Source organism: Pseudomonas palleroniana, assembly GCF_003031675.1.
GTDB lineage: Bacteria > Pseudomonadota > Gammaproteobacteria > Pseudomonadales > Pseudomonadaceae > Aquipseudomonas > Aquipseudomonas palleroniana.
Genome location: NZ_PYWX01000051.1, coordinates 1 through 13,931, shown reverse-complemented (window position 1 = coordinate 13,931; position 13,931 = coordinate 1). Strand labels below are relative to the sequence as shown.

The following is a 13,931-nucleotide window of genomic DNA, read 5'->3' as shown; positions in this document are numbered from 1 at the left end:
TTTTTCAGGTATCGCTGAGATCTGCTTTTATGTGGGAGGGGGCTTGCTCCCGATAGCGGTGAATCAGGCAAAACTTCTATAGCTGAACCACCGCCATCGGGAGCAAGCCCCCTCCCACATTTGATTGCATTGCATATTTGGAATTGTGATCAGGTTCGGGAACTGCGCCAGGCATTGATGAGCTGTTCGAAGGTGTGCTGCACCTGCTGAATCAGAGTCTCGTCATCAATTTCCCCAGCCATCCAGGCGCGGCTCGGCTCCTGGAAGATCGTACGGCCCACGGCGAAACCACGGCAGGTGGTGCTGTGGCTGGCCTGCTGGAAGCCATCGGCCAGGCATTGCGCCGACGCGTTCAGGCCCAGCAGCACCACGCCACGGCAGTACGGGTCGCGCTCTTGAATCAGTTCGTCGAGCTTCTTCCAGTCCTCGGCCGACTGCGCCTCGATCTTCCACCACGCCGGATAGATGCCCAGGTTGTACAGGCGCTTGAGGCTGCGATACAGCACCTCCGGGTAAGGGGATGGATGATCCTTGGGCGGGATGACCTCCAGCAGCAGTTCATGGCCGCTGACCAGCGAGGCCTCGTACAGCGCCTTGAGTTGCGCTTCCTGTTCCAGGCGCAGCAGCGGCTCGTCGTCCGGATGAAATTGCACCAGGCACTTTATGATTTGCTCCTGAGGCCAGGCGATCAAGTTGCTGCCGACCGAACGCCCATGCTCGAACGCCAGGGGTCGCGAGTTCTGTACTTCCACTGGGCGCGCGATCCACCAGCCGCGACCGCTGGCGGCGTTGAGCGCATCCTGGCCAAAACGCTGGTCGGCCAGCAGGCCCACATCGGCCTCGACGCCCTGCTCGCCAAGTTTTTTCTCCACCCGTTCGATGGCCTGGATAAACAGTTGCTTGATATCGCTGATGCGCGCCGGATCCTGCCCGCCCTTTTGCGCCAGGTCGACCAATTGCCAGCGATGGTCGAACGCAAACACGAACAACGGCTTCCAGACCTTGCGCGGCACCGTGACGCGATGCAGGCGTTGCAGGGTGACGTCCTGATCCGGCCGCGTGATGGGCACCGGGCTGTTGAACAGGTAATCCAGTTCGGCAGGCGTGGGCATCGCCGGAGCACAGGCATGGCGCGACACCACCAGGCCGCCGCAGGCATTGGCCAACTGGCTGCAACGCTCATCGCCGGCATCGTTCAGCCAACCGCTGAGGAAGCCCGACATAAACGCATCGCCGGCGCCCAGCACGTTGAGCACTTCCACGCGCACACCGGGGTAGATCGCACCGTCCTCGAGTCGCGCCGGGATGGCGCCGTGGATCACCGTGCAGCCCTGCGGGCCGAGCTTGACCACCAGGGTGGCCGGGGTCAGTTCGCGCACGTTGCGCAGGGCGCTCAGCAAGTCCTCATTGCCACCGGCGATCAGGAACTCTTCTTCGGTGCCCACGATCAGGTCAAAACGCGGCAGGATTTTCTGCACGTGCTGGCTGACATTCTGGTCGGCGACAAAACGGGTTTCACCGTCCGCCTTGCCGGCCAGGCCCCACAGCACCGGGCGGTAGTCAATGTCCAACACGCGCTTGACGTTGTGCCTGGCGGCATAGTCCAGCGCCTGGATGCTGGCCTTGTACACGCCATCGGTGGAGAAATGCGTACCGGTGATCAGCAGGGCTTTGCTGGAGGCAATAAAGGCTTCGCTGATGTCTTCGGCGCGCAGGGCCATGTCTGCGCAGTTTTCGCGGTAGAACACCAGGGGGAAGGTTTCCCGGTCCTTGAGGCCAAGCAGCACCAGGGCGGTGAGGCGTTCAGGATCGACTTTGATGCCGCTGACATCGCAGCCCTCACGGGCCAGGGATTCCACCAGGAAACGCCCCATATGGTCGTCCCCTACCCGGCTCAGCATCGCCGACTTGAGCCCCAGGCGTGCGGTGCCGAAAGCGATATTGGCGGAGGACCCGCCGAGGTACTTGGCGAAGCTGGACACGTCCTCAAGCCGCGCGCCCACTTGCTGTGCGTAGAGGTCGACGCCCAGGCGCCCGAGGCAAATCAGATCCAATTGACGCCCACTGGCAAAACGAGTCTGGCCCATGCTGGCTCCTGTTATTTTTATCAGCCTGCGTTGTACTGCCGAGGCGACAGCAAACGCTCTTGGTGGGAGCAGACTAGAACGTCCGGGGGGCGCAATCAATATTTATTCCATATTTATTTTTTGTGGAATATTTTTTCCAATACACTGACATAATGGCTCGCCATTCGCCGTGCATCGTTTCAGCACGCCGCGCGGGCCGTGATGCCGGGGTATTTTTTTGCGCCTACCCTGTAGACTTGCGCCACCCACCCGCGCAACAGACGAAAACGCCAGAAGGATTGCCCATGTCCCGCACCGATCCCGAGACTACCCTGGAAGCCACGCTCGCCAGCCCTCCGATCAATGCCGAGCGCCTGTTGCAACTGATCACCGACGAATACGAAAGCCTGCCGCGTCAGCTCAAGCGCATTGCCAGCTACATGAGCCAGCAGCGCGACCGGATCATGGTCGACCGCATCAGCGATATCGCCCGCGAATGCGAAGTGCACCCCTCCGCCATCGTGCGCTTTTCGCAACGATTCGGCTTCAGTGGGTTCAGTGAGATGCAGGCGCTGTTTCGCGAGGCGTATACCCACAAGACCACACCGGTACAGAACTACCAGCAGCGCATCCGCAGCATGATCGCCAACAAGTCGCAGAAAGCCAGCGGCGGCGACCTGGCACGTGAATGCGTCAACGCCACGCTGTCCGGCATCGAGCGCCTGGGGCTGGAACTCGATGACGCGGCGTTCGAGAAAGCCGTGGACCTGGTGGTCAATGCCGACAATATCTATGTGGTCGGCGTGCGCCGTTCCTTCGCCGTCGCCGATTACCTGGTCTACAACCTGCAGCACACCAACAAGCGCATTCACCTGATCTCAGGCTTGGGCGGCAGCTACCGCGAGCAGATGCGCAGCGTACGGGCCAACGACCTGGTGATCGCCATCAGCTTCACGCCCTACGGCAAAGAGACCCAGCACTGCCTGCGCATCGCCCAGCACCAGCAGGCCAAGACCCTGATCATCACTGACAGCAACCTCTCGCCCCTGGCCAAGCGGGCGAACACGGTGCTGTTGGTGAACGAAGGTTCCTCGTTCGCCTTCCGCTCGTTGAGCGCCACCTTGTGCCTGTGCCAGGCGCTGTTCATTGCAGTGGCGTATCGCCTGGAATTGAAGGTGGACGAGATTCATGAACAGGTCGGGTTCGAAGACTGAGCGACAGACACCGACTCACGTTGCGATCAGCAACTTTGTCAGCACCCGCCCGTGAAAACGGATCTGCGCCAGGGTCAGCGCGGTGTAGCCGATGATCACCGCCGGCGGCAGGCTGGCCTCTACGCAGAACTTGCCCAAGGGCTGCAGCGCCAACCCGACGGCAGTGGCCCGCTCACAAAAGTCCTGTTCTTCCACACCCGGCGGCAACCACAAGACAAAGTGCAACCCGGCCTGCTGGCCACTCACTGAGCAGCCGTCCGGCAAGCACGCGAGCAATGCGTCGCGCCGTGCCTGATAAGCCTGGCGCGAAGCGCGCAGGTGACGCACAAAGGCACCGCTGCCAAGCAACTCCACCAACCCCAGCTGATCCGTGGCGCCCACCGAATGCCCGGTCAGTTGCAGGGTGCGCAATAGCGCTGGGCGCAACGCCTTGGGCACCACCATGAACCCCACGCGCAAACCGGGAAACAGGTTCTTGTTGAAGCTGCCGCAGTAGAGCACCCGGTCGCCGCAATCCAGGGATTTGAGCGCCGCCAGGGGCGCGCTGTTGTAGTTGTACTCGCTGTCGTAGTCGTCTTCGATCACCCAGGCGTCGGCGCGGGCGGCCCAGTCCAGCAGCGCCAGGCGCCGCGACACCGAGAGGGTCATGCCCAGCGGCGCCTGGTGCGCCGGGGTCACATAGGCCAGGCGTGCGGTGGAAGGCAGTTGCGCGCAATCCAGGCCCTCGGCCGTCACCGGCACGGCCTTGACCTGTGCACCCGCCAAGCCGAACAGGCGACGTGCGGGTGTGTAACCGGGGTCTTCAACGCAGGCCGTGTCACCGGGCTTGAGCAGCGTGCGGGCGATCAGGTCGAGGGCGTGGCGAATGCCGGTGGTGACGATTACTTCATCGGCCTCGCATTGCAGGCCGCGATAGCTGCGCAGGTAATCGGCGATCTGTTCTCGCAAGGCCGGCAGCCCGGCCAGGTGGGCGGCTTCCAGCACACCAGGGCCCACGCGGAGCAAGCCACGGGAGAGGCAACGCGCCCAGGTTTTCAAGTCGAACAGGCCGGCATCCGGGCGCCGTGCCACGAAAGGCACGTGGCTCTGCACCACCGCATCAGGCTGATCAGGCAACGCCGCACGGCGCACGCTTGCGCTGGGCGCCGCAGCCGCAATGAACTGTTCGGGGATCACCGCACATACCCGCGTGCCCGAGCCGGCCACCCGCTGCACATAGCCTTCGCCCTGCAAGCGCTCATAGGCCGCCTCGAGGGTGCCGCGCGATACCAACCAGCGCTCAGCCAGACTGCGCGTAGACGGCAAGCGACTGCCCGCCGGCAGTTGCCGGTTCAGGATGGCGGTACGCAACGCATCGTAAGCGCCCTGCTGCTTGCCTGCGTCCAAGGCGGCGGGACGCGGCAGGTCCAAGGCGGATGCGGCTTTTCCTCGACTCATAAGTGGTCCATTCACTCCAGACATAAGTGGCCCAAAGGATTAAACCACAAAGCCAGTAGAGTTCGAGGCTCCACGAACGGTATCGAGGCTTTCCATGACACAACGCACCCTCTCCACGGGATTCTGGCTGGTGCTGCTGACCCTCCTGATCGCCTTGCCGCGCATCACCCTGGACCTGCACCTGCCAGCCCTGCCCGCCATGGCCGACTATTTCCACGCCCGCGACGCCCAATTGCAATTGACCCTCACGCTGTACACCCTGGGTTCGGCGATTTCCCTGCTGGTCAGCGGCCCGCTGACCGACCGCTTCGGTCGCCGACCGGTGCTGCTGAGCGGCCTGTTCCTGTATGTGGCGGCCACCGCCGCCTGCGCCTGGTCCGACAACCTCGGCGTGCTGATCATCGCCCGCTTGTTCCAGGCCCTGGGCGGATGCTGCACCACGGTGATCGGCCGGGTGATCGTGCGCGACTACTTCGACCGCCAGGAGCAGGCACGTCTGCTGGGCTTGATCTCCATGGCCATGGCCGTGTCGCCGATGGCCGCCCCCGTGCTGGGTAGCCTGCTGCTGCCGTTGATCAACTGGCGCGGGCTGTTCGTGCTGCTGGGGCTGATCGGGGCCGCGCTGTCTCTGGTGGTGTATCAGCGCTTGCCGGAAACCCGTCCGGCAGAGGTGGCTGCCGCGCCGCCGCGCAATCTGTTGCAGCTCTACGGCCAACTGCTGCGTGACCGCTATTTCCTGCGCTATTCGCTCGCCATTGGCTGCGTCTACAGCACCTACTTTCCGTTCATCAGTGAGTCGTCAGCTTTGCTGCAACGCGGCTTTCACTTGTCTGCCACGGCTTACGCGCTGGTGTTTGCCGCCACGATCAGCGGCTACATGCTCGGCGCGAACCTGTTTCGGCGGCTGGTACAACGTTTCGAACCCGACCGGTTGATCAGCGCCGCAATCGGCTTGAACATCGTCGGCAGTGCGACACTTACCACCGCGACTTCTGTTTTGCCGGGAGAATGGTTGGCGATTGTGCTGCCGATGGTGGTGATCATGGTGTCGGTGGGCATGGCGATTCCAGCTTGCCAGCTGTCGGTGTTGCAGCCCTACGGCGCAGTGGCCGGGACGGCTTCGGGGCTGTTCTTCTTTATCCAGATGTTCCTGACGGCCGTGGGCAGCTGGCTCACCGGGTTGCTGTCGGATGGCACTTCAACCCCGCTGGTGATCATGACGTCAGCGGCGAGTGTGTTGCTGCTCAGCGGTTGGCTCGCCCTACAGCAAAAAACCGCGCCTGTTGGCCAGGCGCGGTTTGAGTGAGGCAGCAATCACTATAGGTCACACCCAACGCCGCCCAGCAGTACCCATAGAGTTTGATGATCAAGATCGCTACACCGTGTCGAGGATATCGAAACTCACTTTTATCCGGATGGGCGATTCCTGATTTTTTTGCACCAGGCAGTCGATGTCGCCCGCTGCGCGCCCCGTCGCCGGCATGGACGTAAATCTGATTTTACCGCTGACTGCGTGAGCAAAACCTAATGAAGGGACACTGCCAAGTGTCACCCTCACCGGGCTGCTGGGGCTGAGGTCAAACTCTGTACCGGTAGTGCCGACAGGGACAACAATCAAGATCCAGGTGCGGGTGTGAGCAATATCGCCGTCCACCTGTTGACCTATTACTTGCCAGTAGTCAACAGTGCTCTGGACTTTTTGAATATTGACCACCGTCGCGTTGAAATTAGGGTCCGGGAGTGGCCCGCCCACAATGGTCCCAATCATATGGCCGGTGTCCATCACTTTGCGCGATACTGATTTGGATACGTCGGTGATAAAGCCGCTCAAATCCAAGGCACCCCGGCTCACCTGCACACTTTTATTGCCGTTGCTGCCGACAAAGTTGAACGTGCCGAACAGCCTGTTTTTTGAGTCCAGCGAAACGCTGATACTGCCCGCAGTAGCGGTATAGGGAGTCGCCCAGGATCCCTCAGAGGCCCAAAAAACCCCGGTCGCTTCGTTCACTAAGTCGTAAGTGTGCATTACGCCATCGGCGGGCACCCCCGGGATGCAAAAGTCGAAGCCTTGCACTTCGTTGATGTCAGGCCCTAGCTGCTCGGAAGAAGAGAAATACAGATCGTTGCCGATGAAATACAGCATCATGCGATCAGCATCACCGGTGAACGGATAGTTCGAAGGCGTTACTTGCGGATTGTTAATTGCAGCAGTCATGGTTCCGGATGTCTGGCTCATGGCAATGCCTCATAGAGTGACCAGTGCCCAAATGGCAACTGTCACCGTAGTAACTTCGAGACACTGCGTATACTGTCAAATCTGACAGGTATAAAAGCCCATTTCTTATAGCCAAAAAAAAGCGCGCCGGTTTAACCCGGCGCGCTTTTATTTCTGCAATCAGTGCATGAAGATCGCGATCAGGATGATGACCGGGATAGGCACGCCGAGAAACCACAAGAGTAATGAGCGCATGAGAGTGTTCTCCTTGAATTAACGAACGTAGGTTTCGGTTTCGACATACACCACGGCATCCCGACGGCGACCGCCGAACGTGGCGGCGAAGCTGGCGAAGAAGGCACCGATCAACAGCGTGATGAAGGTCCACAGCGACGTGTAAGCGGCGACTTTCGCAGCGGTGTCGGCGGCTTGCTTGGCTTTGAGCTTGGCGTCTTCGATGGCTTTGCGGGCATCGCCGTAGACCTTGTCGATACGCGCTTCGGCGTCAGCCTGGCTGAGGTTGGTGCGCTGGCTGATCAACTGGGCCAGGTAGGTCCGGTCTTCAGGAGCGAGCTGGCCGTCGTTGCTCAGGGTGCGGGTGAAGATACGTGCAACCACGCCATGGGCGGCATCATCGCTGACGGCGGCTGGGCGGTCATCGCGGAACAGGCTGTCGACGTAATAATCGAAGTCGCCACTGTTGGCGCCTTTGGCGGCACCGCCGGCTGCTTGAGTCAGGCCGCTGGCGGCACCCGAGGCAACCGCCGCACCGGCTTTGACACCGCCGCTGACGACGCTGCTGACCGAGCCGACCACCAGCACTGCGGTGATCAGCGTCGCGACGGCCCAGGCCAGGAAACCATGGGCGGTGTCGCGAAAGTACACCTCATCCGTGTGCATATTGGCCCACTTCACCCGCAACCGACCGGCGATGTAACCACCGAGCCCGGACGCGACGATCTGGGTGAAGGCCAGCCAGACGATGGTAGAAATGCCAAGCCCCTTGGCACTGATCCCGCTGTCGGCCCACGGCGAAACCGCCGAGAACCCCAGGCCGAAGCCCAGCAGTACCAGAATCAGGGAAAGTGCAGCGGCAGCTGCGGCCCCGGCAAAGATAGCCCCCCAGGAAACCCCGGAGAGCGTGCTTGATTCTTGCAGCGTGGATGAGGATGTGATCATTGTTGTTTAGCTCCAGGCATGAAAAATAGTGTTACAAGTCCCAAAAAGGACAGTGCAGGCACCATGCCAGTCGCCGACAAAAATAAATCCTATATATTTCAACGATTTAAATAACTTGAACTTCTCAAAATCATGCAACTTGCAAGAATGAGCCGTGAGAGGTGGGCGTTATGCACTTCCACCCAGCAAATGCTCGATTTGCCTAACATGAATATTTTTTTAGTAAGCCCGCTATCATTTCTTGGCAAAATGCCCCCACTTCTAGTGTGAACGCTCACCAGGTAATCCTATGACACGCATTTTGACCATCGAGGATGACGCCGTAACGGCCCGCGAGATCGTCGCCGAGCTGAGTAGCCATGGACTGGATGTCGATTGGGTAGACAACGGCCGCGAAGGCCTGGTCCGTGCCGTGAGCGGGGATTACGACCTGATCACCCTCGACCGCATGCTGCCGGAACTCGATGGCCTGGCCATCGTCACCACGCTGCGGACCATCGGGGTGTCGACGCCGATCCTGATGATCAGCGCCCTCTCCGACGTCGACGAGCGTGTACGCGGCCTGCGTGCCGGTGGCGATGATTACCTGACCAAACCGTTCGCCTCCGATGAAATGGCCGCCCGGGTCGAAGTGCTGCTGCGGCGCAAAAGCACGGTCAAGGAACTCGAAACCGCCCTGCGCGTGGCCGACCTGGAACTGAACCTGATCACCCGCGAAGCCAGCCGTGCCGAACAGCCGCTGAGCCTGTTGCCCACCGAATACAAACTGCTGGAATTCCTGATGCGCAACACCGGGCAGATCCTGTCGCGGATGATGATCTTCGAAGAAGTCTGGGGTTACCACTTCGATCCCGGCACCAACCTGATCGACGTGCACATCGGTCGCCTGCGCAAAAAAATCGATCCACCGGGCCTCACGCCGTTGATCCGCACGGTACGAGGTTCCGGGTATGTCATTGCTGAACCCCTCTAAGGGCTGGCGCTCCTCCAGCAGCCGCTTGCTGGCGCTGTACAGCTCGTTGTTCGTGGCGTGGAGCTGCATCCTCATGGGGGTGCTGTACTACGAGGTCTCGGGCTACTTGGGCGACTTGTCGCGTCACTCCCTGATGCAGCGTCAACACCTGTTCCAGCGTTTTGACGGCGAGGAACTGGTCGAGGCACTGACCACCAGCATGACCTTCGACATGAAGGGCGTTGACGCCTACGGCTTGTTCGATGAACAGTTCCGCCCATTGAGCGGGCCGATCCGTGCGGTGCCGCCCGACCTGCCCCTGGACGGCAAGATCCACGCCCTGGCCAATTGCGTCGACTCCAACGACCCCAAGCTGCCCAAGGACAGCTGCGACGCCGTCGCCACCCACACCGAAGACGGCCGCTGGCTGGTACTGGTGCGCGCCAACGGTTCATTGTTCGGTGTCACCCGGATCATCTGGCATGCCCTGTTGTGGGCCCTGTCCCTGACGATCATCCCCGGCGCGGCCGGTTGGCACCTGTTGCGGCGCCAGCCGCTACGGCGCATTCGCGGGATCCAGGCCAGCGCCGAAGCCATCGTCGCCGGCGACCTGACACACCGCCTGCCGCTGTCCAATCGGCGTGACGAACTGGATATGCTGGCGGCCATCGTCAACGCCATGCTCGACCGCATCGAAAAACTGATGAATGAGGTCAAGGGCGTCTGCGACAACATTGCCCATGACCTGCGCACTCCGCTGACGCGCTTGCGCGCCCAGCTCTACCGCATCAAGCAACAAGCCGAAGAAGACTCGGCCCATGCGGTGAAACTGGATGACGCCATCGCCGAGACCGACACCCTGATGGCGCGCTTTCGTGGGCTGCTGCGCATCTCCGAGCTGGAAGACCACCAGCGGCGCTCGGGCTTTCTGGTGATGGACCCGTTGCCGCTGCTGCGCGAACTGCATGATTTCTACCTGCCCCTGGCGGAAGAAGGCGAAGTGGAATTGGTGCTGCAGATCCCCGAATCCCTGCCGTGGATCACCGGCGACCGCGCGTTGCTGTTCGAAGCCTTGAGCAACCTGTTGAGCAACTCGATCAAGTTCACCCCCTCCGGGGGCAAAGTCATCCTGCGTGCCGCCACGGATATGGGCAGCACGCGGATCGAAGTACTCGACTCCGGCCCCGGCATTCCGGTGGCCGAACGCAAATCGGTGTTCCAACGCTTCTATCGGGTGGATGAAAGCGATCAGCAAGGCGGCTTCGGCTTGGGTCTCTCGATCGTCGCGGCGATCATCAACCTGCATGGCTTCAAGCTGGAGGTCGGCACCAGTGAACTGGGCGGCGCCCGGCTGGTGCTGGAATGCCGCCAGCAATTGATCCCCGAATAACGCCGCCCAACGGGCGCTGGGCAGCCCCTAGAGCACCGCCCCCATCGCCTTGATCAACACCGGGTCGCGCCCATAGATATCGGGCGCGTACACCAAGCCACCCTCACGATTCACCTCAACCGTCCAATACCCCAGCAGCACCGGCACCGGTGTGGCCAGCCTGAACTCATGGGTCAACCCGGTGGCCAGCAACTCATCGGTGCGCGTCCGTTCGGCCGGACTCACCAGCAGGTCGCGCAACAGCAACGGTTGCTCCACCCGCACACAGCCCGAACTGAAGGCTCGCGGCCCTTTGGTAAACAACGGCTGGCTGGGCGTGTCGTGCAGGTACACCGAATACGGGTTGGGAAAGCGCATCACGATCCGGCCCAACGGGTTACGCGGGCCGGCGTCCTGGCGCAGAAGAATGTTGCCCGGGCGCGACCAGTCCACCTGGTCTGCCGTCAACGGATGACCTTGGGCATCGAGCACCTGCAAGTTTTGCTGGCGCAAATATTCGGGGTTCAAACGAATGGCCGGGAGTTTGTCCTCGCGCATGATGGTCGGCGGGATGGTCCAGGTGGGGTTGAGAGTCAACCGGGTGATGCACGACTTGAGCAGCGGCGTCTGGCGTTCGGCGCGGCCCACCTGCAGGCGCGTCTGCCACACCGGAATACCGCTTTGGTAGACGCTCAGTTGCGCCGCCGCGACGTTCACCACCACCCCTTCGGGTTCCAGGTCCTGGGCCAGCCAGCGGAAACGCTCGAGGTTGATGCGCAGTTGTTCGCGGCGCATGGCCGGGCTGATATTGAGTTCGGCGACGGTCCCCGCGCCGATCACGCCATCCGCTTGCAATGAGTGGCTGAGCTGGAACGCCTTTACCGCCTTGACCAACTCGTCCCGGTATTGTTTGCCGTTTCCGGGGCTCGCCTTGGCCAGGTAGCCGCCGCTGAACAAGCGGCGCGCCAGTTCCGGCACACGCGGATCTTCCATGCCGGGGCGCAGCAAGGGGCCGTTGGCGACCGGGTCCCAATGCGGCAAGGGTTGCAGGCGCACGGTCGCGTAAGCATTGCGCAGGCTGCGATACAAATCCGCGCTGGGGCGGGCCTGATCGAACGCTTGCGCCATGTCTTGCAACCCCGTGGCGGCAAACGCCAGCACCACGGTGTCCGGGTCACGGGTCGGCGGCAGCGCATGCCATAGCGGCTCGAACCGCGATTGCTGCAGGCGACCGTAATGCAGGTCCTGCAGGGCTTGCAGGTACTGGCGGCTGCTGTCGATATCGCTGCACAGCACATTGGCCGTGGCGTCTACGGCAGGCAGGCTATAGTGGGTGGGGTCCAGGCCATCGTCGGCCAGCAACTGCAGCTGGGCCTGCAACGCTGAACGGCGTTCACCGCTTGCCCACAACGGAGCGTCGCCCTGCTGCTGGTAGAACGCCCGCAACCGCAACAGTGCGGCAGCGTCGATGCGTGGCGCCAGGTCGGGACATACGCTGGGCAATTGCGCCAGGGCCAGCTGGATCGGGCTGGATGGTGCAACGGGGACTGCGTCTGTCGGCAACAGTTCGGCTGTCGCGACCAGTGGTGCAACGAGCAAGCAAATGCTCAAGTAACATGCGTGTTTTTTGAACAATGACTTTGCTCCAATCCACAGTAGGGGGATGTACTGTAGATGCTGACTTTTATCCGTCGCCTCGGCCTGGCTGCCATGAGCCTGGCCGTACTGAGCCAGGCTGCGATCGCCGCCAATGGCAATCCTCCCTCCCTGTATAACAGCCTGGCGCGCTCGGCTCCAGAACTCAATCCCACCGTATTGAAAAGCGCCCTGAACGCCGTGCAGTGTGCGGTCAATAATGGTGAAGAACGCTCCGATCGCCTCGCGGTTATCGACTACTCGCAACCCTCGACCGCTCGTCGCCTGTGGATCTTCGATTTGCGCAAGAAAACCCTGGTGCTGCGTGACCTGGTGGCCCATGGCGCAAAATCCGGGGAAAACTTCGCCACGCAGTTTTCCAACCGCGAGGGCAGCCACCAGTCCAGCCTGGGGCTGTTTCGCACCCAGGAAAGTTACCTGGGCACCCACGGTTATTCATTGCGCATGGACGGCCTGGAGCCCGGTTTCAATGACCAGGCCCGCGACCGTGCGCTGGTGATTCACGCCGCCGACTACGTCAACCCGGCCTGGAGCAAACGCGAAGGCCGCATCGGGCGCAGCCAGGGTTGCCCGGCCGTACGCCCGCAAGTGGCGCGTCAGGTGGTGGACAAGCTCAAGGATGGGCAATTCATGTTTTCCTGGTACCCGGACCGGCATTGGCTGAAGTCCTCGACCTACCTCAATTGCAAACCCCAACAGGTGGCCAGTAGTCGTACAATCCGTGGTGGATAGCCTGTCCCCACCGATAAAAGAGAGCGCCGCATGCTTCTACACAAGTCCACCTGGATCGAAATCGGGCAGTTTCTGGAGCGCAGCCGCACGGTCGTGATCCCCATTGGTTCCAATGAACAACATGGCCCGACCGGCCTCCTGGGCACCGACTGGATGTGCCCGGAGATCATCGCCCATGAGGCACAGAAGAACGCCGACATCCTGATCGGCCCCACCTTCAATATCGGCATGGCCCAGCATCACCTGGGCTTTCCCGGCACCATCTCGCTGCGCCCTTCCACCTTTATCGCCGCGATTGGCGATTGGGTGCGCTCACTGGCCGGGCACGGTTTCGAGAAGATCCTGTTTCTGAACGGCCATGGCGGCAATATCGCCACCATCGAGGCCGCGTTTTCCGAACTGTGTGCCGAGGCCAGCTACGCCCGTCGCGAAGCCGGGTTTGCGCTGAAACTGGTGAACTGGTGGGACCTTGAAGGTGTCGGCGATCTGGCGCACCGCCAATTCCCGGTGGGCCATGGCAGCCATGCCACGCCGTCGGAGATCGCGGTCACGCAGTGGGCGTATCCGGAGTCGATCAAGTCAGCCGATTATTCGCCGCAGATTGCCAACACCGGTCCGATCCGCGAGGCGCTGGACTTCCGCGCACGCTTCCCCGACGGACGCATGGGCTCGGACCCGGCCCTGGCGACCGTGGAAAAAGGCGGTGAGTTGGTGGCGTTGGCGGCCAAGGGCCTGGTCAGGGCGGTCGACAGTTTCAGCAGCGAAGCGAAACCCTGAAAACCTTGTAGTGAGCGGGCTTGCCCCGCGCTGGGTGGCGAAGCCGCCCTAAACCCTGCCGCTGCGGTGGTTCAGAAAGACCGAGGCGCCTGGTTTTGGGGCTGCTACGCCACCCAGCGCGGGTGTAGAACCGTAGACATCGTTTACATCTGAAACCGGGGACATCGTTTACACATTTGAAGCTTGGACGCGAGTCATTCCCCGTCCAAGCCTCCCCAAGGGATAGTCACACAGGTAAAGATCCCAGACATCATCTTCAGTCTCTTTCAGCCCTATTCGCTCTCCAGCTAGCGCTTCGCTAACAAATACCAGCTTGCCCTTCCACATTATCGAA

The 13,931-nt window shown here is 61.5% G+C and carries 11 protein-coding genes and 1 pseudogene; 6 read left to right on the top strand and 6 right to left on the bottom strand.

Going from position 1 to position 13,931, the window contains the following annotated elements:
* Positions 1-149: 149 nt before the first annotated feature.
* The gene (locus tag C9383_RS17400; RefSeq protein ID WP_090371585.1) at positions 150-2,087 is read right to left on the bottom strand and encodes a bifunctional 5-dehydro-2-deoxygluconokinase/5-dehydro-2-deoxyphosphogluconate aldolase; all 1,938 of its coding nucleotides are present in this window, start codon (positions 2,085-2,087) and stop codon (positions 150-152) included.
* Positions 2,088-2,371: 284 nt separating this feature from the next.
* Here C9383_RS17400 and C9383_RS17395 point away from each other — a divergent pair, with 284 nt between their 5' ends.
* The gene (locus C9383_RS17395) at positions 2,372-3,280 is read left to right on the top strand and encodes a MurR/RpiR family transcriptional regulator (RefSeq protein ID WP_060757178.1); all 909 of its coding nucleotides are present in this window, start codon (positions 2,372-2,374) and stop codon (positions 3,278-3,280) included.
* Between the two features lie 15 nt (positions 3,281-3,295).
* Here C9383_RS17395 and pdxR read toward each other — a convergent pair whose 3' ends face one another.
* The gene (gene pdxR, locus C9383_RS17390; protein ID WP_090371587.1) at positions 3,296-4,717 is read right to left on the bottom strand and encodes a MocR-like pyridoxine biosynthesis transcription factor PdxR; all 1,422 of its coding nucleotides are present in this window, start codon (positions 4,715-4,717) and stop codon (positions 3,296-3,298) included.
* A gap of 94 nt (positions 4,718-4,811) precedes the next feature.
* Between pdxR and C9383_RS17385 the strand changes: the two genes are divergently transcribed.
* Complete coding sequence (locus tag C9383_RS17385) at positions 4,812-6,023, top strand: multidrug effflux MFS transporter (protein ID WP_090371588.1); 1,212 nt, start codon at positions 4,812-4,814, stop codon at positions 6,021-6,023.
* A gap of 69 nt (positions 6,024-6,092) precedes the next feature.
* Here C9383_RS17385 and C9383_RS17380 read toward each other — a convergent pair whose 3' ends face one another.
* Both C9383_RS17380 and C9383_RS17375 read right to left on the bottom strand, forming a co-directional pair.
* Complete coding sequence (locus tag C9383_RS17380) at positions 6,093-6,953, bottom strand: hypothetical protein (RefSeq protein ID WP_090371590.1); 861 nt, start codon at positions 6,951-6,953, stop codon at positions 6,093-6,095.
* A gap of 252 nt (positions 6,954-7,205) precedes the next feature.
* The gene (locus C9383_RS17375; protein ID WP_060757181.1) at positions 7,206-8,111 is read right to left on the bottom strand and encodes a hypothetical protein; all 906 of its coding nucleotides are present in this window, start codon (positions 8,109-8,111) and stop codon (positions 7,206-7,208) included.
* Between the two features lie 289 nt (positions 8,112-8,400).
* On the opposite strand from C9383_RS17375, the gene C9383_RS17370 reads away from it, so the two are divergent.
* Both C9383_RS17370 and C9383_RS17365 read left to right on the top strand, forming a co-directional pair.
* On the top strand, positions 8,401-9,084 hold the full coding sequence (locus C9383_RS17370) for a response regulator transcription factor (protein ID WP_060757182.1): 684 nt from the start codon (positions 8,401-8,403) through the stop codon (positions 9,082-9,084).
* The gene (locus C9383_RS17365) at positions 9,062-10,453 is read left to right on the top strand and encodes a sensor histidine kinase (RefSeq protein ID WP_060757183.1); all 1,392 of its coding nucleotides are present in this window, start codon (positions 9,062-9,064) and stop codon (positions 10,451-10,453) included. Before C9383_RS17370 ends, C9383_RS17365 begins: the two co-directional genes overlap by 23 nt.
* A 27-nt stretch (positions 10,454-10,480) precedes the next feature.
* Here the strand turns inward: C9383_RS17365 and C9383_RS17360 are convergent, their stop codons facing one another.
* A complete protein-coding gene (locus tag C9383_RS17360) occupies positions 10,481-12,067 on the bottom strand; it encodes a L,D-transpeptidase family protein (RefSeq protein ID WP_090371592.1) in 1,587 nt (528 codons plus the stop codon).
* A gap of 39 nt (positions 12,068-12,106) precedes the next feature.
* On the opposite strand from C9383_RS17360, the gene C9383_RS17355 reads away from it, so the two are divergent.
* The gene (locus C9383_RS17355) at positions 12,107-12,820 is read left to right on the top strand and encodes a murein L,D-transpeptidase catalytic domain family protein (protein ID WP_090371594.1); all 714 of its coding nucleotides are present in this window, start codon (positions 12,107-12,109) and stop codon (positions 12,818-12,820) included.
* Positions 12,821-12,850: 30 nt separating this feature from the next.
* Positions 12,851-13,597 carry a creatininase family protein gene (locus tag C9383_RS17350; RefSeq protein ID WP_090371596.1) on the top strand — a complete coding sequence of 249 codons (747 nt, stop codon included), beginning with the start codon at positions 12,851-12,853 and terminating at the stop codon, positions 13,595-13,597.
* A gap of 168 nt (positions 13,598-13,765) precedes the next feature.
* On the opposite strand, the pseudogene C9383_RS28710 reads toward C9383_RS17350, so the two are convergent.
* A pseudogene (locus C9383_RS28710) lies at positions 13,766-13,931 on the bottom strand (IS481 family transposase); the annotation flags it as partial.